This window comes from Hyphomonas polymorpha PS728, assembly GCF_000685315.1.
Lineage (GTDB): Bacteria > Pseudomonadota > Alphaproteobacteria > Caulobacterales > Hyphomonadaceae > Hyphomonas > Hyphomonas polymorpha.
Genome location: NZ_ARYM01000017.1, coordinates 21,629 through 46,279 on the forward strand (window position 1 = coordinate 21,629; position 24,651 = coordinate 46,279).

General features: G+C 59.9%; 21 protein-coding genes, 2 tRNA genes and 1 pseudogene. 15 read left to right on the forward strand and 9 right to left on the reverse strand.

Going from position 1 to position 24,651, the window contains the following annotated elements:
- Nucleotides 1-5: 5 nt before the first annotated feature.
- A complete protein-coding gene (gene folE, locus HPO_RS13990) occupies nt 6-704 on the reverse strand; it encodes a GTP cyclohydrolase I (protein ID WP_035600086.1) in 699 nt (232 codons plus the stop codon).
- A 356-nt stretch (nt 705-1,060) separates the two neighbouring features.
- Here folE and HPO_RS13995 point away from each other — a divergent pair, with 356 nt between their 5' ends.
- Nucleotides 1,061-2,056, forward strand: a complete 996-nt coding sequence (locus tag HPO_RS13995; protein ID WP_157532850.1) for a DUF7064 domain-containing protein — start codon at nt 1,061-1,063, stop codon at nt 2,054-2,056.
- A 33-nt stretch (nt 2,057-2,089) separates the two neighbouring features.
- Here the strand turns inward: HPO_RS13995 and HPO_RS19880 are convergent, their stop codons facing one another.
- Both HPO_RS19880 and HPO_RS19885 read right to left on the reverse strand, forming a co-directional pair.
- Complete coding sequence (locus HPO_RS19880) at nt 2,090-2,569, reverse strand: Lrp/AsnC family transcriptional regulator (protein ID WP_051612636.1); 480 nt, start codon at nt 2,567-2,569, stop codon at nt 2,090-2,092.
- Complete coding sequence (locus tag HPO_RS19885) at nt 2,566-3,027, reverse strand: Lrp/AsnC family transcriptional regulator (protein WP_051612637.1); 462 nt, start codon at nt 3,025-3,027, stop codon at nt 2,566-2,568. The genes HPO_RS19880 and HPO_RS19885 overlap by 4 nt, the downstream gene beginning before the upstream one ends.
- A 346-nt stretch (nt 3,028-3,373) precedes the next feature.
- Between HPO_RS19885 and HPO_RS14010 the strand changes: the two genes are divergently transcribed.
- The 7 genes from HPO_RS14010 to HPO_RS14040 all read left to right on the forward strand — a co-directional run bounded on the left by HPO_RS14010 (nt 3,374) and on the right by HPO_RS14040 (nt 13,683).
- On the forward strand, nt 3,374-4,480 hold the full coding sequence (locus HPO_RS14010) for a phosphotransferase family protein (protein ID WP_035600089.1): 1,107 nt from the start codon (nt 3,374-3,376) through the stop codon (nt 4,478-4,480).
- Nucleotides 4,481-4,580: 100 nt separating this feature from the next.
- A complete protein-coding gene (locus HPO_RS14015; protein ID WP_084324334.1) occupies nt 4,581-7,079 on the forward strand; it encodes a TonB-dependent receptor in 2,499 nt (832 codons plus the stop codon).
- A 269-nt stretch (nt 7,080-7,348) separates the two neighbouring features.
- Nucleotides 7,349-9,112 (forward strand): N-acyl-D-amino-acid deacylase family protein, encoded by a 1,764-nt coding sequence (locus tag HPO_RS14020; RefSeq protein WP_035600093.1) that lies wholly within the window; start codon nt 7,349-7,351, stop codon nt 9,110-9,112.
- Nucleotides 9,113-9,214: 102 nt separating this feature from the next.
- Nucleotides 9,215-10,507: a cytochrome P450 gene (locus HPO_RS14025; RefSeq protein ID WP_051612638.1), complete on the forward strand. Its 1,293-nt coding sequence runs from the start codon at nt 9,215-9,217 to the stop codon at nt 10,505-10,507.
- Nucleotides 10,508-10,552: 45 nt separating this feature from the next.
- Nucleotides 10,553-11,575 carry a DUF7064 domain-containing protein gene (locus HPO_RS14030; protein ID WP_035600094.1) on the forward strand — a complete coding sequence of 341 codons (1,023 nt, stop codon included), beginning with the start codon at nt 10,553-10,555 and terminating at the stop codon, nt 11,573-11,575.
- 80 nt (nt 11,576-11,655) lie between these two features.
- On the forward strand, nt 11,656-12,732 hold the full coding sequence (locus HPO_RS14035; RefSeq protein WP_035600095.1) for a phosphotransferase family protein: 1,077 nt from the start codon (nt 11,656-11,658) through the stop codon (nt 12,730-12,732).
- Nucleotides 12,733-12,861: 129 nt separating this feature from the next.
- Nucleotides 12,862-13,683, forward strand: coding sequence for a tyrosine-protein phosphatase (locus HPO_RS14040; protein WP_084324335.1), 822 nt, complete (start codon nt 12,862-12,864; stop codon nt 13,681-13,683).
- Between the two features lie 124 nt (nt 13,684-13,807).
- Here HPO_RS14040 and HPO_RS14045 read toward each other — a convergent pair.
- Both HPO_RS14045 and HPO_RS14050 read right to left on the reverse strand, forming a co-directional pair.
- Nucleotides 13,808-14,113 (reverse strand): annotated as a pseudogene (locus HPO_RS14045) (tyrosine-type recombinase/integrase); the annotation flags it as partial.
- Between the two features lie 628 nt (nt 14,114-14,741).
- Nucleotides 14,742-14,818 (reverse strand) — tRNA-Arg (locus HPO_RS14050).
- A gap of 138 nt (nt 14,819-14,956) precedes the next feature.
- On the opposite strand from HPO_RS14050, the gene HPO_RS14055 reads away from it, so the two are divergent.
- Nucleotides 14,957-15,979: a TraB/GumN family protein gene (locus tag HPO_RS14055; RefSeq protein ID WP_051612639.1), complete on the forward strand. Its 1,023-nt coding sequence runs from the start codon at nt 14,957-14,959 to the stop codon at nt 15,977-15,979.
- Nucleotides 15,980-15,993: 14 nt separating this feature from the next.
- Here the strand turns inward: HPO_RS14055 and HPO_RS14060 are convergent, their stop codons facing one another.
- The 3 genes from HPO_RS14060 to HPO_RS14070 all read right to left on the reverse strand — a co-directional run bounded on the left by HPO_RS14060 (nt 15,994) and on the right by HPO_RS14070 (nt 18,375).
- Nucleotides 15,994-16,806, reverse strand: a complete 813-nt coding sequence (locus HPO_RS14060; protein WP_035600101.1) for an inositol monophosphatase family protein — start codon at nt 16,804-16,806, stop codon at nt 15,994-15,996.
- 32 nt (nt 16,807-16,838) lie between these two features.
- Nucleotides 16,839-17,237 carry a helix-turn-helix domain-containing protein gene (locus tag HPO_RS14065; protein WP_035600103.1) on the reverse strand — a complete coding sequence of 133 codons (399 nt, stop codon included), beginning with the start codon at nt 17,235-17,237 and terminating at the stop codon, nt 16,839-16,841.
- 274 nt (nt 17,238-17,511) lie between these two features.
- A complete protein-coding gene (locus HPO_RS14070) occupies nt 17,512-18,375 on the reverse strand; it encodes an N-formylglutamate amidohydrolase (protein WP_051612640.1) in 864 nt (287 codons plus the stop codon).
- A gap of 189 nt (nt 18,376-18,564) precedes the next feature.
- On the opposite strand from HPO_RS14070, the gene cpdR reads away from it, so the two are divergent.
- Both cpdR and HPO_RS14080 read left to right on the forward strand, forming a co-directional pair.
- Nucleotides 18,565-18,924 carry a cell cycle two-component system response regulator CpdR gene (gene cpdR, locus HPO_RS14075; RefSeq protein ID WP_035600105.1) on the forward strand — a complete coding sequence of 120 codons (360 nt, stop codon included), beginning with the start codon at nt 18,565-18,567 and terminating at the stop codon, nt 18,922-18,924.
- A gap of 113 nt (nt 18,925-19,037) precedes the next feature.
- Nucleotides 19,038-19,112 (forward strand) — tRNA-Val (locus HPO_RS14080).
- Nucleotides 19,113-19,173: 61 nt separating this feature from the next.
- Here the strand turns inward: HPO_RS14080 and HPO_RS14085 are convergent.
- Entirely contained in the window at nt 19,174-20,130 is a 957-nt protein-coding gene (locus HPO_RS14085) for a sigma-70 family RNA polymerase sigma factor (protein ID WP_084324336.1), read from the reverse strand.
- 143 nt (nt 20,131-20,273) lie between these two features.
- Between HPO_RS14085 and HPO_RS14090 the strand changes: the two genes are divergently transcribed.
- The 4 genes from HPO_RS14090 (at nt 20,274) to HPO_RS14105 (ending at nt 24,646) form a co-directional block, all read left to right on the forward strand.
- The gene (locus HPO_RS14090) at nt 20,274-20,729 is read left to right on the forward strand and encodes a carboxymuconolactone decarboxylase family protein (protein WP_035600107.1); all 456 of its coding nucleotides are present in this window, start codon (nt 20,274-20,276) and stop codon (nt 20,727-20,729) included.
- A 206-nt stretch (nt 20,730-20,935) separates the two neighbouring features.
- Nucleotides 20,936-22,126, forward strand: coding sequence for a hypothetical protein (locus HPO_RS14095; protein ID WP_035600108.1), 1,191 nt, complete (start codon nt 20,936-20,938; stop codon nt 22,124-22,126).
- Nucleotides 22,123-23,073, forward strand: a complete 951-nt coding sequence (locus HPO_RS14100) for a DUF6384 family protein (RefSeq protein ID WP_051612641.1) — start codon at nt 22,123-22,125, stop codon at nt 23,071-23,073. Before HPO_RS14095 ends, HPO_RS14100 begins: the two co-directional genes overlap by 4 nt.
- 4 nt (nt 23,074-23,077) lie before the next feature.
- Nucleotides 23,078-24,646 (forward strand): coiled-coil domain-containing protein, encoded by a 1,569-nt coding sequence (locus HPO_RS14105; RefSeq protein WP_035600110.1) that lies wholly within the window; start codon nt 23,078-23,080, stop codon nt 24,644-24,646.
- The last annotated feature ends 5 nt before the right edge of the window (nt 24,647-24,651 follow it).

Genomic DNA, 24,651 nt, shown 5'->3' on the forward strand with positions numbered 1-24,651 from the left:
CCCGGTCAAGGGCTCTCAAGTCTGATCAGGGACAGGAATTCCCGCCGTAATGTGGCATCGTTCAGAAAGGCGCCGCGCATCACGCTGTTGGTCATATGGGTCCGGTCATCTTTCACGCCGCGCCAGTGCATGCAGAAATGATCTGCTTGCATAACGACAGCGATCCCATCCGGCGCGATGGCATCGCTCAGTGTATCGGCCAGCCGGACAATGGCCTCTTCCTGTATTTGCGGGCGCGCCATGATCCAGTCAGCGATCCGGGCATATTTGGAAAGTCCGAACAGGTTTGATCCCGAATTGGGCAAGATACCGATCCAGACACGCCCCATGATCGGGCAGAGATGGTGGCTGCAGGCACTCCGGACGGTAATCGGTCCGACGATCATCAGTTCATTCAGCGCCTCTGCGTTCGGAAACTCGGTCAGGGAGGGGCGGGGGGCGTATCTGCCCCGAAATACTTCCTGGACGTACATTCTGGCGACGCGCTCGGCGGTCTGTGCCGTATTGTGATCCTTGTCGACATCGATCACGAGGCTGACCAGGACGTCCCGTAATTTCCGCGCAACCTCATCTACGAGGCCATCGAGTTCACCCTCCTGGATGAACTCTGAAATATTGTCATTGGCGAAGAACCTCTTCCCAGAAGTTTCGATCCGCTTCCGGATGCGGCAGGAAATAACAGTGCAATCATCAGAATGGCTCATTGAGCAGGCTCCGGAAGATGCTGAATGTCACGCGGCCGACGACGGCGCCGCCAACACAGAAGTATGTATACAGATCATATTTCCGGGTCCTTGGATTGCCCTGTCATCCTCTCGGATGGGGAGCTGCATATTCGCCATTCAACCTGCTTCACTGTAATCCTAGTCTCCGTTTATCCCAGCCGTCATCTCAAGCACCGCTAACTGCAAGGCTCGATAAAGATCGCAATATAATCTAAAAATCAAATAAAAAATAATATTGCGAATAAAAAAACATTATATGTGGACGTATAATATTGTTTTGCTCTAGGCTGCGCCCACGGACGCCAGACGTCCGGGGGAGGCCAGGGGAGTTAAGAATGAAGTATGATGAAAGCTGGGACAAACCGCACACGCCATCTGGTGATATGCTTTGGCAGGAGAGCGACTGTTACTGGTTTTACGACAGGGCGCGGAGGATAGGCGGATTTCACCGCATCGGGCAGAAGCCTGCGACCGGGAAGGGGCAAGTGACCCTGTTTGTCTTCCGGGAAGAGGGGCAGAGGTTTGTTCTGAGCGCCGGGCCGCGGACAGAGGTCGCCCTTTGCCGGAACAGCCGCCAGGACACCAAGCAGCTCGTTGGAGGGCATACAGCCGAAGCGCTGGGAGACGGCAGGATGCAGTTTACCTGGCAGGAAGCGGAATCTGAGGCAGACCTTGAATTCTACGAGCGCTTCCATGAACCCAGGGACTGGTCAAAAACGGGCCACTCTGACGCGTTCATGAACAATATCAATTCAGACGGGCACCTCGAATGCTCGGGCCGCATCCGGGGAACGATCCGGATCGGGAGTGAGACCTGTACAATAGATGGTCTCTGTCACCGGGACCGGTCATGGGGACTGCGCGACAACAGCCGGGCGAGCCTGCACCGCTACCGGATGTTCTCGGGTACCGTTGGCCCCGAGCTGAGTTTCGCGAGCTTCTTTCTGGACCTGAAAGGCGGGCCCAGCATGGTGGCCGGTTTCGTGGCGCGGAACGGCGTCGACCATGACGTGCGGGATCTGCGAGTGATCCTGCGCATGGACAGGGACGGGCTGACGCCGCTTGGATCCACAGGTATTCTGACACTGGAGACCGGTGAAGAAATCCGGATAGAGAGCAATTCGGTTCAGGGATTTCTGACGCCGGTTCCTGAGGCCCACAGTGTCAGCCAGGATCATATCTCGACCTTTCTCTATAACGGAAAGACGGGATTCCTCGATCTTGAATTCTGCATCAATCCCGGTCGCGGCGCATACATCCCCGATCAGTCTGACCTCACCTTTGGGGTGATCGAGCAGGGGCTGTCCCAATGCGTGACATATCGCGACTAGGCGCAAGGGCGGGCCTTCCGCTACCGGTCTGGATCAGGGGGCCGGTCTTTTCTGGTCGTGGTCCACAATCCTGACCACGTCGAGCCTGTGCTTGGGGGAAGATATGAGCTCGTGGGTTTCGAGCGAATAGATGCCCTTCCAGCGCCGGAAGTGCTGATGGACCAGATCGGCCAGCGCCTGGCGGTCTTCGACGACGGCGAGGGTTACGACATTATGGGGGCCCCCGGTGAGGGAGACGAAAGGTACTTCCTTCAATGCTGCCGCAGACATAGCAATCTTCCGGGCCATTTCCGGCGCCGTCTTCAGCCGGACGAAGGCGGCGCAGTTAAGACCCAGCGCCTGCGGGTTGACGAGGGCCGTAATGCGGATCGCGCCGGAGCGCTGCATGGCTTTCAGCCTTTTGCCGATCGTCACGTCCGAGACATTCAGCAGCCGTCCGACTTCACGATTGCTGATCCGGGCGTCGACGGTCAGGATATCGAGGATCTTTTCCTCAAGGCTGTCATTCTTCAATTTCTGGCTCCCAGTGTTCCGTAGCGCAGGTCGAGCTTGATGATTTCCAGAGACAGATTGGCGGCCCAGTGGGAGATGCCTTTGACAGCCGCAACCTTGGTCTCAATGACCTCGAGCAGATGTTGATGATCCCGGACGTTCAGCTGCAGAAAGATATCCGGGTCTGAGAGCAGGACCGACACGGACGCGGCCTCCTCTATCAGTGAAAGTTCCTCCGCGACTTCCTCCGGTGAGCGCTGGCTGACATAAATGTCCAGCAGGGCAATCAGGTCGAGGCCCAGCGTCTTTACATCGCGCTGCGCGACCACCCTCAGAATATTGCGCGCCTCCATGTCGCGGATCCGGTTGGCAACCGTGATCTCTGTGCTCCCGACGCGGTCGGCAATCTCCTTGTTCGTAAGCTGCGCATTGCTTGTGAGGAGATCGATGATCTGCAGGTCCAGGTCGTCAGCAATCATGAGTGTATCCGGTCAGGCGCAGCGCGGGGCAGAGGGGGTGAATGGGAAGCATTTTCCTTGTTTTTCTTAGACTAGTTTCCATAACGGTGTCCATCAGCGTAATTTTGCGAACACAGACTGCCGGCAGCGTGCTCCCGCCGCACTGATCCGGGCGCCGGAAAGGGATGCGCGCCTCCTTTCCGATTGAACTCAGTCAGGATCGGAGAATATTGAAAATATTCAGACATGGATCTTATTGCGAATTAAAAAGTGATTTCTAATTAGCGCCTATTGCGTAGGGCGTGATAAAACTTTAATAACGCAAACAAGCGCCGGTAACTGGCGATGAACAGGGAGGCGTTTTCGCATGGATGCTAAGGACATCAGCAAAGGGATTGTGGAAATTTCCCGCAAGGCCCGGTTTCAGGGTGTCACGCCCGATGAGTGGCGTAGCCGGCTCGCAGCGTTTCTTGCCGCCCAGCCGGATGTGAGCGCGGTCATTTCCGTAGACGATGTCCGGCCCGTGGCGGAAGCGGCAGGTGGCTCCAATGGAACGATGCTGTTTCGCGCCAGATATCAGTCCGAAGAAGGGTATCAGGATCGCCAGCTCGTATTGCGCTTCCTGCCGGAGAAGGGTCTGTTTCATCATTATGATGTGACCGAACAATTCAACCTGCAGCGCGCCCTTGGGGAGACCGCCATTCCGGTGCCAAAGCAGCTCTGGCTGGATTCGGAAGGGGCGTATCTTGGCCGGCCCGGATATGTCATGGAGCGTGTCGCGGGTGTCAGCACACCGATGGCCTGGATGACATCGGGCATCCTGCATGATGCGCCCCCGGAGGGGAGGCGCGCGATGAGTGAAGGCTATGTCAGTGCGCTTGCGGATATCCATGAGCTGGACTGGCAATCCCTCGGACTGGATTGGATGCGGGGGCGGGCAAAGGGTGTGCGCCCTGTCGAGCGCGAAACAAACTGGTACTGGGACGCTCTGGTCTGGAGCGGGCATACGGAATATATCCGCCAGCTTGCGCCAGTTCGCCAGTGGCTTATCGAGAATGAGCCGGAAGGCATGCAAGAGGTTCTTTGCCATGGCGATGCCAATTTTGGCAATTATCTTTATGTCGGAAACGAAATTTCGGCAGTTCTTGATTGGGAAATGAGCTTTCTCGGGCCCAGGGAATGCGATCTGGCGTACCTGAAAATCGGAGATTCCATTCTCCTGGATGGTGTTCCGTGGCCGGAGGGTGTTCTCACCTATGACGAGATGCGCGCAGAGTATGAGCGGGCGTCCGGCTACACCTTGCAGCACATGGACTATTTCGAACTCTTCGCCGGCTACCGGATGGCGGTGATCAACGTTCTGGCCATGAAGCATTTTCCGCCTGAGGTGCTGAGTGCGTATGAGCCGGTGCTCAGGCGCGGACCTGAGCTCTGCCGGGCGCAGGCCCGGGCCCTGGGTGTCACGCTCGAATAGATCCGGACGACTTCTGTCCGCAAAAATCCGGCGCGCCGTCTGCGGCGGCGCCCGGATATTGGAATGCTTACAATAATAACATGCGACAAGGGAGGAACTTATGTCGTCAATCGGTAACAGGCTTTCGTTGGGGGTATGCCTGACGGCGCTCCTGCTCTCCGGCCAGGTGGCTGCCGCACAGGACGGTGCCCAGCCGGGCGCCAGCGAAATCGAGGCGGACGCCGCCATGCCGGAGGCGGGCGGTGAAAGGCGGCTCGGCAGCATTGTTGTCACAGCGCAGAAGAAGGAAGAGGTCCTCCAGAGTGCGCCGCTGGCGGTGAGTGCGTTTGACACCGAATCGCTGGAACTCAAGCAGATCGAAGGCCCGCAGCAACTGCAGTTCAGTGTGCCGTCGCTGGTTTTCGCGCAACTCACAGGCTACACCCAGCTCTCTCTGCGCGGCATCGGTTCGGATCTGACCGTCACGGCCGGTGAGCCGACCGTGGCAAGTTTCCAGGATGGGGTCTATGTAGGGCAGCTGTTTACACAGGCTGTCCCGAGTTTTGACCTTGAGCGGATCGAGGTACTCCGGGGGCCTCAGGGGACACTCTACGGCCGCAACTCCACCGGGGGCGCCATCAACTATATAACACGGCTCCCGGAGTATGATTTCGGCAGCAATCTTGCCGTGACCGCGGGTAATTATGGGCGTCTTGTCGCCGAAGGCGGCATAACGGGCGCCCTAGTGGACGACAGGGTGGCGGGGCGGCTGACAGTCAAGCACGAGCGCCGGGACGGGTACCGCCACAATCTCTTTGATGGCCGGGATTATGACGGCAACGACCTTTTCAGCGCTCAGGGGTCACTCCTGTTTGATCTGACACCGGATCTGAGGGTTATTCTGCGTGCAGATAAAACAAGGCAGTCTGTTTCAAGCGTTCAGCAGTTCGTGGATTCCCTTCCGCTCGCCTCCGGCGTGACGCCGCAAACGCCTCTGGGAATCTTCTCTCTCCCCGCGCCCGTCCTGGCGGGTATTCCCGGGCTGCTGTCGCCCGGCGACCTGGCTCTTCTGGGAAATGGGAGCATTGCTGACTATTACGGTCTCACTCCGCCGGGACAATCCGGCGGCGATCCCCGGAAAAGCCTCGATATCTGGAATGATTTTCCGCCCAAGCAGGTCTTTGATGTCAAGGGTCTGAGCGGAACAGTTGAATATGACATCGGGAACGCGACACTCAGATCCATTACTGCCTACAGGGAATCGGAAGCCGACATTCGTTATGATGGAGACGGGTCATCTGCAGCGCTCCTCAATGCAAACCCGATCTTTCAGTCTTCGAAGCAGTTTACGCAGGAGCTGACGCTGTCAGGAGAAGCCCTCTCCGGCAAACTGGACTATGTTTTGGGAGCCTTTTATTTTGATGACGAAGCCATCCTCAAGGCGGACCTCTTTCTGCCCGCAATCGGGGATCAGGTTGCTCTGGCGGGTAGTCTGACGAACCCGTCAGCGCCGCCGGCGTTCGACCTGTCCCGGCCGCTCATTCCAAATCTCCTGCAGCTGATCGCTGACCCGGTGCTGGGCACAACGCTCTACCGTCCAGGAGTCTCCCCGATAGGCACGCTTTCATTTGGCGCCGACCAGAAGACGAAATCCGCAGCCATATACCTTAACGGGACCTATCGTCTTTCTGACCGTCTCAGGGCGTCGGCCGGGGTGAGGTACACAGAGGATGAGAAAAAAGCCTTCCGGCAGCTGCACTCCAACTTCGTGCCGGCCGCCGCGCTCTGCGAAACAAACACCAGTAAGAGCTGGGGCGAGGTAACGGGAACGGGCGGGCTGGATTATGATCTCAGCTCCGATACCATGGTCTACGGCAAGGTTTCCCGGGGCTACAAGGCGGGTGGATTCAATCCGGCCGAATGTACAGCAACTTTCGATCCGGAGTTCCTCTGGTCCTATGAAGCCGGCTTCAAGTCGGTCTTCGCAAACAACCAGGCTTTGTTCAACGCGGCGGCATTCTATTACGACTTCTCGGATATTCAGTTCACCACCTATGTGAACAACAGTTCGTCGATCAGGAATGCCGCAGCCGCCACCCTTTATGGTGTCGAGGTGGAGTACGTGTTGCGGCCTGACGCGTTTGAGGGGTTGCAGCTGGACGGTTCCGGGTCATGGATCCACTCCGAATATGATGATCAGTGGCTGGCGGACCCGACAGAATCGGCGATTCTTAACATCGGCGGCAACAGCCTCATCAGGGCGCCGGAGTGGAAGCTGAATTTCGGGGCGCAGTATCAGGCCGATCTCGACCGGCTGGGCGAACTGCTGTTCCGGGGTGAAGCGTCCTACACCAGTGAAGTGTTTCACGACGTGTTCAATGGCAAAGCGCCCGGGCAGGCCGGAACCATACAGGATGGCTACTGGGTGTCGAATGCCCGGGTGGTCTGGCGTCCGGCGGATGACCGGTTTGAAGCCCAGCTGTTTGTCGAAAATATCACAGATGAGATTTACGCGCACAGCCTGGTTGCCTCAAGCACAACAGCAGCTGTGGTCGGCCAGTTTTCGGCGCCGCGCACATACGGGGTCCGCCTTTCCATGAAACTTGGATCGGCGCGCTGATGTCTTCCTCCTGGTGAGCGCGTCGCAGCGCCAGCCAACTCTCCCGGCGGGGGGAACTCCGCCGGGATTATTTTGTGTCGGTCTCCGCCCGGCCCGTCCCGCAGGCGGCACAGGGAGATCCGGAGTTTGCGCAGTCCCTGGTCTGCTGAATTCCCTCAGGATAAAAGTTCGCAAACATTTGACAAAAGATCCAAAAAGAACATAATGCAAATCAGAAATCTGTTTATCTAAAGCAAAACAGAAACTGATCCTTTTCTCGGGAGGCTAAAATGGCAAAGTTTGATACGGTGATCCGGGGCGGCAAGATCGTCGATGGAACAGGTCGGCCGGCATTCATCGGGGATGTCGCCATTTCCGGGGGTGTTATCGCCGCGATCGGGCCGTCTGTTGACGGGGAAGGGGCGCAGACAATTGATGCGTCCGGCAAGATTGTCGCGGCAGGCGTAATCGATACGCATACGCACTATGATGCCCAGCTGCACTGGGATCCCTATGTCACGAACTCCGGCTGGCATGGTACGACCACGATTGCCGTCGGCAATTGCGGATTTGGTCTGGCGCCCTGTCGTCCCGAGCACCGGGACAGGTACATGCAGCAGATGGAGACGACCGAGCAGGTTCCTTACAAATCCCTCAAGGCAGCGCTGGAGTGGGACTGGATCACCTATCCCGAATGGCTTGAGCATCTCAAGCGCACGCCGCTGGGGGTGAACGTGCTCAACATGGTACCGCTCAATCCCCTGCTTATCTATGTAATGGGGCTGGAAGCTGCCAAATCGCGTCCGGCCACGGATGAAGAGCGTGAGCTTATGAAAGCCGAGCTTCACAAGGCCATGGACATGGGGGCGATCGGCTTTGGTTTTTCATACCAAGGCAACAATAACACCCACATCGACTGTGACGGGCAACCGATGCCGACAGATATCATGCATCTGGAGGACCTGTATGCCCTGGCCGATGTTCTCCGGGAGCGGGGCGAGGGGGTTGTTCAGGCGCTCGTGGATTCGCCCGGCGCCCGGTTCTCCGAAGTCGGGCTCGAAGTGGCGCGCCGTTCAGGTCGTCCCGTCATCCACAATGTGACGCTCGTGAATGACTACATCCCGACGTATCACGAAGAAATGCTCGAGATGCTCGACCGGGCAGAGGCGGAGGGGCTTGAAGTCTATTCGATGACGCTCACGATGCGCGGCTGGAATGAATTCAAACCCATGGACTGGGATATCTGGAATATTATGCCGGTGTTCAGGGAATTCACTTTTGCCGGTGATCAGGCCGCAAAAGTGGCAAAGGCAAAGGATCCTGATTTCCGCCGCCGGCTGCGTGAAGCCTACGACCCGGTGCATCTTGCCGCTGCAGGTGGTCCCCTGGAGACCTATAAACTCAACAAGGCGTACGGTGTGGAGCCTTGGGCTCGTTTTGAAGGCAGGACAGTCCACGAAATCGCCAAGGCCCTGGGTCGGGACAGCGTGACCGATCTCTTCATGGACATTGTTGCAGACACCGACGCGGCGTCCGACTTCCTGCTGCCGGACGCCCTGAGTTCGGATACTGCGAAAGTCGCTGAGGTTCTCCGGCACCCCCGGACCATTCCGGGCACGTCGGACGGCGGCGCTCACGTCAAGTTCTGGTCGGGGGGGCATTTCTCCACTGATATGATCATGTGGATGGTCCGTGAGAGCGGGCAGATGAGCCTTGAGGAAATGCACTACAAGTTGAGCGGCCTTCCGGCGAAAGTCTTTAACCTGACAAATCGCGGTACGCTCGTCAAAGGATCTGCGGCCGATATCCTGATCTATGATTTTGACAAGCTGGGCTACAAACGCCTTGAGTATGAGATTGCCAATGATCTTCCCGGAGGGGAGTGGCGCCGAGTCTGCAAGCCAGAAGGTATTGAGTTTGTCATGGTCAATGGTGAGGTCACTTTCAGGGATGGCACAAACTGCACCGGCGCTGTTCCCGGACGCATGATCGGGGTCAGTGGCCCCGATATTGACCGGAGACTTTCAGTCCCGTTTGTCCTGGCTGCCGAGTAGCCCCCGCGCGGATGCACGATCCCTGAAGGGCGTGGAGCGCTCGTCAGGGATCAGGCGCGTCCGTCTGTTTCGCTTGTGATCTATACTTTCCAGAGGGGCGTTATGACCCATTCTTCTCTGTCAGCGGAATACGAGTCCGGCCTGCCTCGCCTGGTTACCGATCCCCGCAGCTTTGCTGAGCCCGAGCAGATTCATAAGGCTTTGGCATGGGCGAGGTCACAGGATCCTGTGCGCAAAGTGGAGGCACCCGGATTTGACCCTTTCTGGCTGATCACGAGGCATGCGGACATCCTTGAGATCGAACGGCAGGCGGACATATTCCGCAATGAGGACAGGTCCACGGTTCTCGTTCCCAGTGACATGAGAGAGGCGATCGAAGCCAAACAGGGCTCGCCTCATCTGACGCGGTCCGTCGTGAACATGGATGGCAGCGAACACCGGACCTACCGAATGCTGACACAGGCCTGGTTTGTTGCCGGCAGCCTGAGGAAACTCGAAGGGCGCATCCGGGAAATAGCCCGGCAGGCCGTTGATCGAATGCTCGCGCGGGATGGCGCGTGTGACTTTGTCGATGATGTGGCGTTGCACTATCCGCTGCATGTGATCATGGAGATCCTCGGCGTCCCGGAAAAGGATGAGGGGATGATGCTGGCCCTGACCCAACAATTATTTGGGGCGCGTGACCCCGAGAAGAGCAGGGATGCCGGAGCAATGGCAGATCCTGCCACGGCCCTGACGGTGTTCGATTCTGTGCTCAGGGATTTCTATGCCTATTTCGATCAGTTGACAGAGCTTCGCAGGCAGGTGCCACAGGACGATGTGGCGTCGGTCATTGCGAATGCGACGATCAACGGACAACCGATCTCAAAGCATGAGGCCAACAGCTACTACGTCCTTGTGGCCACGGCGGGCCATGACACCACGTCTGCATCCACCGCCGGCGGCATCTGGTCCCTGGCGGAGGCGCCCGATCAGTTGCGGGCGGTCAAGTCTGATCCTTCCCTCATTCCCAGTCTCGTGGAGGAAGCCATCCGCTGGACGACACCGGTGAAGCATTTCATGCGGACGGCGGTGTCTGATTACGTGATCGGCGGCAAGAGGATCGAGGCGGGCGATTGGGTGATGCTGTCTTACATGTCGGCCAACCGGGATGAGGCCGTGTTCGACGATCCGGATCACTTCCGCATTGATCGCTCCCCTAACCGGCAGCTATCGTTTGGCTATGGCCCGCATGTCTGCCTTGGCCAGCACCTGGCGCGGCTTGAAATGCGGATACTGTTTGAGGAACTGCTTCCGCGTATCCGATCAATAGAACTTGCGGGACCTCCGAAATGGACGCAGTCGAATTTTATCAGTGGTCCCAAGAAACTGCCAATTCGATTCAAGCCGGCCTGATACAGAAATCAGTAGACTGATATAACAAAATCAAAGGGAGGACCTATGTCACTCTATTCCGAAGTAGACCTGCCACATAAACCGACCGAGCATCCCGACTGGCAGGAGTCCTGGGTTCTTGTCTTCCGTGATCCGATATCCGGAGCCGTCGGCTTCCTGAGAACGGGCGCCTATGTCAATCAGGGTACCACCCAGACCCACTGGGGGATGGCCCTTCCGGACGGGACCCGCTTCCGCCGCCACCTGCTGGATCGCAAGCTCCAGCCCGGGGACCGGACAGAAACCACGGCCAGCTCAGGCACTGCGAAGTACTCCATTCCTGACATGAAATATTGCCGGTTCGAGGCATGGGACAAGGATGCAGACGTTGATCTGCGGGTTTACGACTGGTTCCCGTCACAGGACTGGTCCTTTGTCGGCGGTCCCAATCACGGCAAGGAGCTCTCAGGGCCGGTGAAAGAAACCGTTGGCACATCCGGTCATCCTGAAAGCGCGGGCAGGCTCGAAGGCCGGATCCGGTTTGGTGACCGTGTCATCAATATCGAGAACGGCATTGCGTATCGTGACCACGGATATGGCGCCCGGCCTCATGCCGTGTTCCGGTCAGCAAGATGGCATGCGGGTACGGTCGGGCCGGACATGTCTTACTCTCTCGTCAGCATGCACGATCAGGGCGGCGAACTGCACAAGTTCGGCTGGGTCATGCTCTTGGGCAAGCGGCAGATCATCCGGGATTTCCATACCGTGAGCTCCACGCTGTGTGACGGCTACTCTGTCATCGGCGGGTGGTCTGTCGTGAAGCTGGAGAATGGCGAGACCCTGCGCATTAATGTAGACACGGTCGATGGGGTGGTGACCTCCACGCACTTCAACAACGGGGGGCCGGGTTCCTCTCCGGCGGGTATCGAAGCCCTGTCGATCCCGCGCTGGAACGGACGTGCCGGCGTCTGCGACTTCAACATGATCGACAATCCGCGTCAGGGAGAAGCGGCGGTGTCTCACACGCTGTTTGCAAACTGCGAAGACGGGCTGACCAGACGCAGCTTCGATCCAGGTTGGATCAGATAGGTGCTGCCGGTCGAATATCCTTGCCTGGACGCCCTACGTTGAATCCGTCCGCAGATGCGGATTAGTTTCGGGATGAACCCATGAGTGACATATCGAGTGCACTGGATCAGAGCGTTGCGGCCGCGAAGGGGAACTATGCCAGAATTGATTCCGGCCGGCTGATCGGGTTCCTGCAGCACGTCTTCCGGGCCGATGTTGTCCTGCGCGAAGTTGGGGGAGGGGCGGCAAAATCAGGCTCGTCATCGGGTATCCTGGTTTTTTCAGCCGGGATAGTGCGACAGGGTGGGACCGAGGAGAAGAAGCTCGTCCTGAGATATGATCCCCAGGCGGACAACAGGATATTTTACCGGTACGATCTCGATACAGAGTATCAACTGCTTGAAAAACTCCAGAACGCGCCTGTGAAGGTGCCCCGCGTCCACGGCCTGGACGCGTCCGGTGAAATGCTGGGCGTATCGGGGTTCCTGATGGAGTGCGCACCCGGGGCCCCAATTCCAACGTCATTGTTCAACAGCGGTCCACTTGTGGAAGCAACTCCGCCTGAGCGCCGTGAAATATATCTCGACATTCTTCGCAATCTCGCGGCCGTGCATACCCTCGACTACGCCGCCTACGGCCTGAGCGGGTTTTCGAAACAGGCTGATGGCGCGTGCCCCCCGGAGAAATTCATCAACTGGTGGCGCAAGACGTGGGATTGGGCCAGGCCCGACGATTATGAGCGCCTGCTTCCGATCCACGAGTGGCTACTGGCAAATGCGCCGGTGATCAGGCAGCCTGTGCTCATGCATGGAGACCCCAATCTCGGCAATTATCTCCTCCATAACAATCGTGTCTCTGCGATGCTTGACTGGGAGCTGAGTTCGGTCGGCGCGGCCGAGCTCGATCTGGCGATCCAGATTGTCTCAATGGATCCGCATCGGCCGCATACTTCGACTCTGCCTGTCGTTCCGCCAACGGAAGCCGACTGGCTCTCGATGTATGCGGATGTCGGAGGAAAGCCGATTGGTGATCTGAGATATTACAAGGTTCATGCCGCTTATGAAATTCTGATCTGCATGGGGTCCATGTCCAGATATCTCCCGGAGGCGGTTGCATCCCAGTACAAGGCCATGAGTGCATTTTACTGGGACATGGCCCAGCGCATCATGAGGTGCTGAGAACGCGATGTCTCGGTCTTGCTCCGCAAAGGCAACGGAAGTCAGCGATCAGGTCAGGAATTCGGGCGGAAGCGCGCCAGTGGATTTCCGGTGGGGCCAAGTAAGCGATAAACTCGATAGAAGGCGGTTATGTGGATACGTACATTCAAACCTTACGCAGGAAGTGTTCCCAGCCGGGTTTTGAAACTAAAAGGCGCGCAGAACTTCCGTGATCTGGGCGGATATCCTACCGTCTGCGGAAAAGCCGTAAGGCGATATCAGGTTTTTCGGGCAGCAGGGTTAAACAAGCTGACCCTTTCCGACTATCGCCGTATCGACAGGCTGGAACTGAAGAGTGTCTTCGACCTGCGAACCCCAGAGGAGCGTCATGCCCTACCCACTCTGTGGGGTGGCAACCCTGTCAGACAGGTGGGATTCCAATCGGGCGACAAAGGCAATCTGGTAGCGATGGCCGCCACTCTCACCGATCCCGGGCTGCGTCCCGAAGCGGTTACTGGTTTTATGCTGTCACTTTATCGACGTCTGCCCTACGATCACGCGGAAGCCTATGCCACCGTCTTGCGATGCCTCGCTAAAGGGGAGTTTCCGCTTCTGTTTCATTGCGCCGCCGGAAAAGACAGAACCGGGGTCCTGGCTGCAATTATCCTGTCTCTGTTAGGTGTCCCCGAGCATCTCGTCTTTGAAGACTATGCTCTGTCTGCCCGCATCGTGGATTACCGCATGGAACTTGGTCTTGACGACAAGACGCCTTCCAAGCTGCACGGGCAGAGCATATTGCGCGAGCTGGCGGAGGAGGTAGTCGAGCCGCTTCTTATGTCACATCCCGACTACATAATGGCAACATTCTCCGAGCTGCGGGGACAGCACGGCTCCATAGAATCATTCGTAAAGACCGTATACGGTTTACAGGAATCAGAGGTGGGCGCGCTGAGGGAAAAGCTTCTCGATTAGGTAGTCGCAAGATATTAATATGGTTTTGTGGTCGCGCTGAAGATTCGCATCCACACAAGACGCCGCTGGGTTGCCGTATCCATGGTCGCATCGCATATGGCTGCGATGTTTTCCAATTCATTTGCTACTTTAGCTGCCGCACTCTGCTAATCTTCAGTAGCGTTTCCGCCCAGAGCTCGAGCGCGGCGCGTTTCTCCGCGGCGTAATCATACCGGTTATAGATCTGAGCGACCGGTGAGCCGAGCGGGGTGTGATTGAGTATGCGGGCAATCACTTCTCCGCGCACGCCGCAGCGTTCGGATGCCATCATGCTCGCGCCGGTATGACGCAGGTCGTGAGCGGTCGCGTTATCGATGTTCAGCTTCTCCCGGATCCGGCTCATGGCTCGGGTGATAGCGTGGCGATCCACCGGACCATTGCCATGGATCGCCGGGAAGACATGTCCCCGGTAATCGGCGACGAGCCGGGGTCGTCCTGGGAATCTCTGTTAGTACCTCCAGCGTCAGCTTTGATGCCCTAAAGCCTTGGCAATCTTGCAGCCCCTCTCTGGGGCGGCGCTGCATAGTACTTCGCCTTCTATATCGCGAGGCTCATCGCCTGTAGTGATGCTGGTTATCTCAATAGTGTTGCTGATGAAATCAGCAGAGCGCTGTTCTTCGTTCTGATCTTTAGGGGTCAGTTCTCAACGATGTGGACGCCGGTGTAACCATCGTCTTTGAAGGTTTGGGCGATATGATCTGCTGTGTCCTTGCGGTCGGTTCCAACTATCCATAGGTCGCCATTTTTATCGGTGCCGTGCACCTCATTCTTTCTTCGGGATTCCTTAACGATCTCCTGTACTTCACGCTAAGCGTACAACAACTCGTTGAGCCTATCAAAACATCAAGCATAGGTCTTACTCATCAACGTGACCGAACCCACAAAAATGAATGCGCGAGTGTATCCGAATCTGGGGATCACCGGCCGAGCATATTATTATCGGAGCAAATCCGTGCGGACACGGTGCGGACACGCCCATTTCTGAAAAACCACAGTACGGCGTAAGTCCTTGATTTTAATGGTGCACCCAAGAGGATTTGAACCTCTGACCTTTGCCTTCGGAGGGCAACGCTCTATCCAGCTGAGCTATGGGTGCAGGCCGAGGCCGGTGTTTATGCGAAGCCGGGGGGCTGTGCAACCGGCTTTGCCTGATGCCGGGCATAGACGGGCAGGGCAGGGGCTCTTTATGGTGGCGGAAACTCCAGATGACCTGACCTGAAAGGTTCCGTTGGCCATGAAGTTGCCTCTTGCCCGATCCCTGCTTGCCGGCTGCGCGGCGCTTCTTCTGGCCGCTTGCCAGCCTACGGAAACGGAAACCAAAACACCGGCAGAGGGCGGCCAGGCGACGGCGGAAGCCTGCGACGTGTCCCGGCGTGCCGAGCTGCGCAGCGTGCGGCCGGAACTTGAAGCGGCTGCCCTGGAAGCCGCCAAGGCAAGCCGGGGCGGTGGTTCTCCGGCGCTCTGGACGCTGCGCGACGAGGATACGACCATTCACCTGCTAGGCACGGTTCATCTGTTGCGCCCCGAACTGGACTGGATGTCGCCCGAGATCGAAGCCGCCATCGCGGGGGCCGGCACAGTGGTTTTCGAAGCGGATACGACCAGCCCGGAAGCTCAGCGGGAGCTGATGAAGTTTTACACGACGCAGGGTTTTTTCACCGACGGGGCGCAGCTGACCAACTTCCTTTCCGAAGGGGAGACAGAAGAGCTGAAGGCGGCGCTGGAGACGGTAGGCCTGCCGATCGAGGCCCTGCTGCCCCACCGGCCTTGGATGGCGGCGGTGAATATCTCGGTGACGCAGATGCTGGACGAGGGATTTGATCCGGAATCGGGGGTGGAGAAAGTGATCGAGCGCGCGGCGCTGTCGCATGGCGCAGGCTTTGCCTACCTCGAAACAGTGGAGCAGCAGCTCGGTGGCCTGGCTGGGCTCAGCTATTGCGACCAGGTCGACTTTCTCATGGCGACGGTGGATGGCGTGGGCGAGGGGACAGCGGCGCTGGACCTGCTGGTGGACGAATGGGCGGACGGCGACGTGACGGGCATCGGCGTGCTGATGGCCAATCCGGAGATGCTGGGATCACAGCCGATCTATGATGTGATGATGACCGACCGCAATGCGCTCTGGGTGCCGCAGATTATGGCGATGCTGGAGGAGCCGGGAACGGTTCTGGTGGCGGTCGGCGCCGGCCACCTCGCCGGAAAAGACAGCGTTATCGAGATGCTGCGCAATGAGGGTTACACGGTCGAAGGGCCGTAAGGCGGGCAGCCTTTTCAGTCTGCCGCGCGCCGGAGGGCGAGAAGAGCCTGTTCCAGAATGCCTTCGCTGGCCGCGCAGACAATCTGGCCGCCCAGCGCCGGGGCTTCGCCCCGCCAGTTGGTGGCAATTCCGCCAGCTCCGCGCACAACTGGGATCAGGGCGGCCACATCCCACGCCTTGAGACAGGACTCGGCGACAAGATCCAGCGTGCCCCCGGCGACGCGGGCATAAGCATAGGCGTCGAGGCCATAGCGGGTGATGCGGGCGGTGGCGCGCAGATGGTTCCAGGCGCCTTGCTCTGGCGGGGTGAAGATGAAGGGATCGGTCGTGGCAATCGTCGCGGTGCGCAGGTCTGGATTGCCAGATACGCGGATAGGCGTGGTGCCTGAAGCGGTTTCCATCACCGCGCTGCCGGGCCAGCCGATATAGCGCTCACCGACGACCGGCTGATCAATGACGCCGATAACCGGCACGCCCTCGGGGTTCACCAGCGCGATGAGGGTGGTCCAAACCGGCAGGCCGCCGACAAAGGCGCGGGTGCCGTCGATCGGGTCGAAATACCAGCGCCAGCCGCTGGTCGAATCTGTGTCTGGAAATTCTTCACCGGTTACGCCGTCTGCCGGGCGTTCCTGTGAAATGATGGTGCGCATCGCCAGTTCGGCAGCGCGATCTGCTTCGGTGACGGGGTCAAAGCCGGATTTTGCGGTGCCGGATTTATGGTCGACGCCGTTCAGGTTCCGGAAGTGCGGGCGGATCGCGGTCCAGGCCGCATCGGCAAGCCGGCGGGCCAGGGCAATGTCATCAGCAATAATACGGGTGTCGGTCATGGGCGAGGCGATGCCCCGCCCATGAGAAGAGGTCAAGCGGCGCCAGTGCTGGAGGTGTCCTGCTCGAGCGCCTTTGCCAGCTCCAGCAGGCGGCGGCGGGGGCGTTCGCTGAGGCGGTAATAGGCGCGCACCAGTTCCAGGGTCTCTTTCTGGGAGAGGATGTCGCCTTCCATCTGCTCGGCATCATTGGCGGCGTTTGGAACAGCGCCCTGCACGGCCATGCCATCAAAGAAATACTGGACGGAGACGTTCATCGCCCGTGCCAGATCATAAAGGCGCGAGGCGGTGATGCGGTTTGCCCCGCACTCATATTTCTGGATTTGCTGGAAGCGCACGCCCACCTGGGACGCCAGTTCCTGCTGTGTCATGCCCAGCAGGCGGCGGCGGCGGCGCAGGCGTTTGCCAACGTGCAGGTCTGTTTCGTCAGCCATGATCCCTCTCCATATTGGTGCGGGACCGCCAATCAGTCCCAAAACAGGATATTCGCGCAGTTTCTACGCAAATGCCGTGCCGGAGCCGGGAAACTGCCCGAAGATTGGGCATGTGCAGGGGGTGGGGCAGGGTGCGGCGAATAGGTTCTTGGTCGTTTGTGCATCGCAACATAGATTGGCCTTGCACTTCGGTGCAGACGCCTCTGGCGTTTCCTCCCTTTGACTTCGGCCGCGCCCATTGGCGCGGCCTTTTTTCTTTAAAACCAGAGAAGTATCAGCGGTTGGGAAACTGCCGGATGGCCTCGACCATCTCCATGATGGCAGCATCCATGACAGGCCGGAGGCGTGCAAAGCCGCTGGATCGGGTGATCGCCTGCTCATCCATGTAGAGGCCGCGATTGATTTCGATCTGGATGGCGTGAATGCCCCGTTTCGGGCGGCCATAGCGCCGGGTGGTATAGCCGCCGGCATAGGGCGCGTTGCGCGCGACAGTGAGGCCGTGATTGCGGAAAACCCGTTCCAGCCGGTTGACCAGGCGGGGATCGCTGCTCGACCCGAACCGGTCGCCCAGGACAATATCGGTCAGATTGCGCCGTCCCGGCTGGACCGAAGGCATGGAGTGACAGTCCACCAGCAGCGCGCGGCCATGCAGGGCGCGCTGGGCGTCCAGAAGGCTCGCCAGCTGGCCGTGATAGACGTCATGCACCCCGGCGAGGCGCTGCTCGCCCTCGGCCTTTGACAGGAGGCGGCCATAGATCGCCTCTCCCCGGGCGCCGACCTTTGGCAGGCAGCCGAGGCCCGCTTCGACCCGCGGCGTCGGCAGGGCGCAGGCGCGGGGCGGGCCGTCATGAAACATGGCCGGGTCCAGCTCGTGGGGGTCGCGGTTGAGGTCGACAACGGAACGCCCGAACCGGGCCGCGAGCAGGTGCGCGCCATACCGGGGGGCATTGGCAAACAGCTCGTCGACAAAGGCATCTTCGGTCCGGCGCACATCCATCAGGGGCACGCAAAGCGCCGAGACCATGGTTTCCGGATAGAGATTGCCCGAATGCGGGCTGGCAAAGACGATGGGGGCCACGCCTGCTTCGGGCGCCGACAGCACGAAGGGCGCGTCGAGCCCGTTCGGGCCGGCGGGCATTCCTTCATAAATCCTTAAGGCGGGCGACGTATCCGGCATCAGCGCAATGGTTTGACAATCGTTCGCAAGGTCAAGGCCTTTCAGCGCTTGCGTGTGGCGTCAGTCTTGCAAGCCTTCGTGTTCATCGCCGATTTACCATCGGTGGGCTTAATGTGTTAATTATGTGAGTCGCATCACAGGGGACCCTGCGTGACAAAAATCCTGCTTGCTGAAGACGATGATTCGATGCGCACTTTCCTGGCTTCAGCGCTGCGGCGCGCCGGGCATGATGTGCAGGATTATGCGGACGGCGAAACGGCGCTTCAGGCGCTTGAGCGCGAAGTGTTCGACCTGCTGCTCACCGACATCGTGATGCCGGGGCTCGACGGGATCGAGCTGGCCCGCCGCGGCGCCGAACTCGACCCGGCAATGAAGATTGTCTTCATCACCGGGTTTGCTGCTGTGGCGCTCTCTTCGGGCTCGCCCACGCCGGCGGGCGCCAAGGTTCTTTCCAAGCCCTTCCACCTTCGCGAAATCGTCGAAGAGGTGGACAAGGTGATGGCGGCCTGAGGCAGGCTGGGCTGCTGGCTGCACATCTCGCATAAAGGCCGCTTGACGCGCCAGCGCGGATTGTCCATTACGCCTCTTCTTCAGGATTGGCCCCGACGGGTCATTGCCGAGAAGGGCGGTTAGCTCAGCGGTAGAGCACTACGTTGACATCGTAGGGGTCACAAGTTCGAACCTTGTACCGCCCACCATTCTTTCCCCGAGCTTGAGAATCGACCGCTCCACGCAGCGCATTGCACCACCGCCTCACTTTCAGTGGCTATCCGAATGCTCAATCCGTGTCAGCTTGTCCGGGTTTTTGACGATATAAATGGCAAAGATCTTCCCATCGCGAATGGCCAGGGCGGTTGTCTGCAGCTTGCCGTTTTGATCCAGGCCAACATAGCCAGGTAAGCCGCCGATGGTTGCCGTCCGCAGCAGGGCAGGCGGAGCCGCAGCCTTCCGGCGCGCGGAAACGAATAGCCGCAGTGCGCTCTGAAGGCCGTGAATGACATTCCGGAATGCCAGCACCTTGCCGCCGCCATCGCTATGTATCTCGACATCGCGCGCAAGCAGCGCCGAGAGGGCCGCGACATTGCCATCGCGAGAGGCTGCAAAAAAGGCGCGGGCAATTCGGTCGGCTTCTGTTGCATCAAGGCTGAAACGCGGCCGGGCGTGCAGAACATTCTTTCGGGCGCGGGCCGCCAGTTGCCGCACGGCGGCGGGTTCCCGGTCAAGCGTGACGGCGACTTCGGTCAGCGGGATGTCGAACACATCGTGGAGAAGGAAGGCCGCCCTTTCCAGGGGCGAGAGCCGCTCCAGCGCCAACATCAGCGTGACGGTGACATCGTCCGTGAGGGGCTCCTCCCGATCGGCGGGCTCGATCCATGGCTCGGGCAGCCATGGGCCAACATAGACTTCGCGGCGGGCGCGCGCCGATTTCATCCGATCAAGGCATAACCTTGTGACAATGCGGGTGAGATAGGCAGCTGGGGTGCGGACTTCGGCCTCAACGCACGCCCACCGCAACCAGGCATCCTGCAGCACATCTTCCGCCTCACTGATCGAGCCCAGCATCCGGTAGCCCAGACGAAGCAGGCGTTCCCGTTCCAGGGAAAATTCCTGGGTCCTCCGGTCGCCGCGGGGCGTAGCGGCTCCCACGTCAATCGCCACCGCGCTCTTGAGGTTGCGCAGAGGCGGGTCCGTATCGTTCCTGTCGTGCCGCCTCATATCACTTTCCTTACACGTGTTACCTGCCCCTCGGGCGCACGGCCCCCCCCCAGAAATAAAATCAGGCCGGGATGTCACGCTTCCAACTGCCGTCTCGTCATCCCAGCAGCGCCGCCCAATGGCGCAAAGTCAAGGAGACTATCATGACTGAGATCCCTCGCCTCACCTGGCACGAAATCGCCCCAGCTGGAGCCAAGGCCCTGTTCGGCATCCATCACTATATCAGGAACGCGACGAGCCTGCCTGAGGAACTTATCCACCTGGTGTTCCTGCGCGTTTCGCAGATCAATGGCTGCGCGCATTGTATCGATCTGCATACACGCGATCTTTTGAAAACCATGGCGGCGGACAAGGTTACTCTTCTTCCGGTCTGGGCGGAGGTGCCCCACCTGTTCCCGCCGCAGTACCGCGCTGCGCTGGCCTGGGCCGAAGAGGTGACCTTGGTGAGCGAGACCAACGCCTCAGATGAAGCCTATGCGGCGGCTTCGGCCGTTTTCGAGCCGAAGGACTTGGTCGACCTCACAATCGCGATCGCGGCTATGAACGCCTTCAACCGGCTCGGAGCGCCTTTCCGGCTGCCGGTTCAGGCACGTCCCTGAGGGGGTAAGCGGCGCTATTGCTTCAATGCAGCGGCGCCGCTCAGCTCCATCCAGCAAGGTCTGAGCGCCGCAATAGGCCCGAATGGCCATATTTCAATATTCGATATTTGCCGTTTTTCGATAAATATTTCTTGCGTGGCAAAACTGCTTTGCTACCTTTCCGCAACGTCCGCAGTCCTGCGGGAAACATCGGAGGCGTGAGCAAGATGGCGCAGACAACCAGCCCCTCGGCACTTCAGTATCTCGACAAGGCAATGGGCGGCCTGAAACAGCTCGGCCTTGTGCCGGACAATAGCAAGAATGGCGCGGCGCCCATCGTGGCGCTGCTGGAACAGATTGCTCATCTCGAGCCGGAAAAAGTGGCGGCGATTGCCCGCACGCTGGATCAGGCGAGCCTCTTCAATGATGTGGTGCGCGAACAGGTGGCCGGGATTACCATCGGCGAGCGCTATCAGGGCATCACCACGGCCTTCAATACCATCCGGGATGACGCGAAGTCTCTTGTGGACCAGTATGCGGACGGCAAGATCTCCACCATGGAGCGTGTCTCGAATGTCTGGATGAAGATGACGCGCGGCGACATCGCCGCCCGCTTCGGCAAGATCAAGGATCTTTATCTGGAGGTTCAGGACGAATCGGCCAACCAGATCGACCGGGAACGGAAGATCCTTGAGGCCTATCTCGATTTCCGCGGCGCGATGAAACAGTCCGAAGTGCTGGCGCTGGAAGTGCTCAAAGCGGCTGAGGCGGAGCTGGAAGCCGCCCGGTTGAAAGTGGGGGAGGCGGTGGCCGCGGTTGCGGGCTATTCCGGTGAAGACCCGGCCGAGCGCGCCCGCTTCGAGCTTGCCCGTGACGAACAGCTGCGACTGCTGCAGGCGGAGGAAAAGCGGTATCAGGTTTCCAAGGACCTCTCCGACAATATCACCATCGGCTACAACACATCCGAAGTGATCATGGCGCGGCTTGTTCAGACCACGAGCGCCAAGGAGCGGGTGTATGCCCAGTCTGTCAGCTTCTTCTCCACCAATGAGATCGTGCTGACGGCCCTGACGGCAAGCTTCACTGGCATGCATGGCCTGCACGAATCCACTCAGACGCTGGAAGCAATGAAGAAGGGTGTGGACCAGAGCCTGGAAGTGCTGGCCGATATTGGCGGGCAGATCCAGGAAGCGGCGGTGAAAGCGGGCTATGGGCCCACGGTGTCTGCGGCCTCGGTCAAGATGCTGGTGGAAAGCGTCGTTTCCTATCAGGAGCGTACACAGACGATCATTGCGGAAATGCGCAAGCTTGCCACTCAGAACTCTGAGGAAATCCGGGAAGCGGTGGAGGATGGCAAGCGGCGCCTGACGAAACTGGTTGAGGAGGGCGCGACCCTCGCGCTGCTTCCCAAGCCGTGAACCAGCCCGCCACCCCTCTGGCAAAAGACACGAGCAAGCTCGACGATGTCCTTCTCGCAATGGATGTCGTCGATACGCTGCGCCACCGGGAACAGCTTGTCCTCAGCGAGCTGGACGCCGGGGCGCGGGAGGCCGCGCTGCTCGCGCGCCTTAAGGAAATCTATGCGGCCCAGGGCATTGATGTGCCGGAGAGCATCCTGAAGGAAGGCGTGAAGGCGCTGGAAGAGCGCCGCTTCCAGTATGAGCCGCCCAAGCCGTCGCTATCGGTTACCCTTGCGAAAATCTATATCGCCCGCGGCCGGTGGATGATGCCGGCTGTGCTGGCGGTGATCGCGGCGGGGTCGTTGGGCGCTGCCTGGCATCTGGGCGTGGCGGTGCCTGAGCGGCAAAGGGCAGAAGCGGCACGGATCGAGATCGCCGATACGCTTCCCTCCGAGATCGGACGGCTGCATGACGCAGTAATGGGCGTGGCGCTGGAAGACGCTGCGCGCCTCAAGGCCGATGCATTCAAGGCGGAGGGCGAGCGGGCGATTGCCGCGAGCGATGTGAAGGCCGCCCGCGCCGCGCGGGACGCTCTGGCGTTGCTGCAGCAGGATGTGTCGGCGGTTTATGAGGTGCGGGTTGTCTATGGGCCGGGCGAGGCGCGCTCCGGCGTTTTCCGCATCCCCGAAGATGTGCCGGGCGGACGGAACTATTACCTGATCGTGGAAGCCGTCGACCCGAACGGCGTGCTGGTTCAGGTGCCGGTGACCAGCGAGGAAGATCGCCGCTCGGCCCGGGTCACCCGCTGGGGCCAGCGGGTGCCGGAGGCTGTATTCCAGTCGGTGGCAGACGATAAAGGCGATGATCAGATCATCCAGAAATCCGTTATCGGACGGAAATCTGCAGGGTATCTCTCGCCGGAGTTTACCGTAGAGACGCCGGGCGGGACCATTCTGGAATGGTGACGGGATGAACAGGACTTTCAATGGCCGCGACGCGCTCGCCGAGATCGACACGCTGGTTGCCCGCACCCGCGCGTCGCTGGCGGAGGCGTTGTCGGCTGCCGATGCTGCAGAGGCCCGCCGGGCGGCGATCCAGAAGGAGCAGGCGAGCGCCTATGCCGCCCTGGCGCAGCTGAGGCTCAGCTATGCGCAGGCCGGAAACGGGGGCGTCTCTTCCCTTGAGAAGGTGGCCGCCTCCACGAGCGACATTGCCGAGCGCCATGCGGCTTTCGTGGAGCGGGAGCGCGCAGCGCTGGAAGCGGCTGGGGCGGCGCTGAATGCCAAGGAGGCGGCGCGCGCCGATCTGGCGGCGGCCCATGACGCGGCCATTGATGCGTTTGAGGCGCGGGTTGCCGAGGCCGAGGCGCGGCTGAAAGAGAGCAATGAATATGCTGTGCTGACCGGCGCTGCCGAAGAGGCGCGCGCGATGACGGGGCGCGCGGCGGAGAAGCTGGAAATCGCGCGGGCAGACCGGGAAGAGAAGGGGCGGCCCTACCGGGATGACAAGCTCTTCAGCTATCTCTGGGCCCGGAAGTTCCGGTCCCCGGACTACAGGGCGCCGCTTCTGATCCGGATGCTGGACGGCTGGGTGGCAAGGCTCTGCCGGTATGATCAGGCCTTCCTCAATTATCAGCGTCTGACCGAGCTGCCCGAGCGCATTGCAGAACATGCCGCCTATATGGCCCGGCTGGCGGAAGAGGCTGAGGCAAAGCTGGTTGAAGCCGAAGCCGCCGCGATGGCGACGGCAGGCACGGAGGCGCTGAAGGAGGAGGTTGAGAATCTCCGCGCCGCCATCGAGGCCTGCGACGCGGAGATTGCCGAGGCCGAAGCGCGCTACCGGGAAACAGCAGAGCGGCACGAGGCGGCCTTGCGGCAGGAGGTGGGCCCCGCCGTGGAAGCCCGCCAGATGCTGGAGGCGGAGTTGCGCAAGGCGAGCTTTCCGGATCTGCGGGTGCTGGCGGCTGAAACGGCCGAGCTGGACGATGACCGGCTGGTGGATACCCTTGTGCGGCTGCGGGCCGAGGAGATGAACCTGGAGCTGGAAGCGAGCCGGGTAGCGGCGCGTCCCAGCGCCCTGCGGGATGAGCTGGGCCGGGTCGAAGCGCTGCGCCGGCAGTTCAAACAGGCGCGGTTTGACAGCCCTTATGCCATTGTTTCCAAAGCCGCCTTCGAGGAAGTGATCGCCGACCTGATGCGCGACAAGATTGATGTGCGCGGCGCGTTGCAGCGACTGAGCCGATCTGTACGGCGGGCGGAGGCGCCGGTCCAGGCCCATCCTGATTTCGGGGGGCAGGGCCGCAGCCAGACGATTGGTTTGCCCGATGTGCTGGGGGGTGTGATCGGCGGCGTTCTGGGCGAAGTGCTGGAGGAAGTGATCCGCGAGACAACGCGGGGCGGGGGCGGATATGGATCGGGCCCGATCTTTCCGGGGCCGCCGAAACGTCCCTCCCGGCCCTCACGCAGCGGCGGGCGCTCGTTCCCTACCGGCGGGAGCCGGCGTGGGGGAGGCGGCTTCAAGACGGGCGGCGGCTTCTGAAGGAT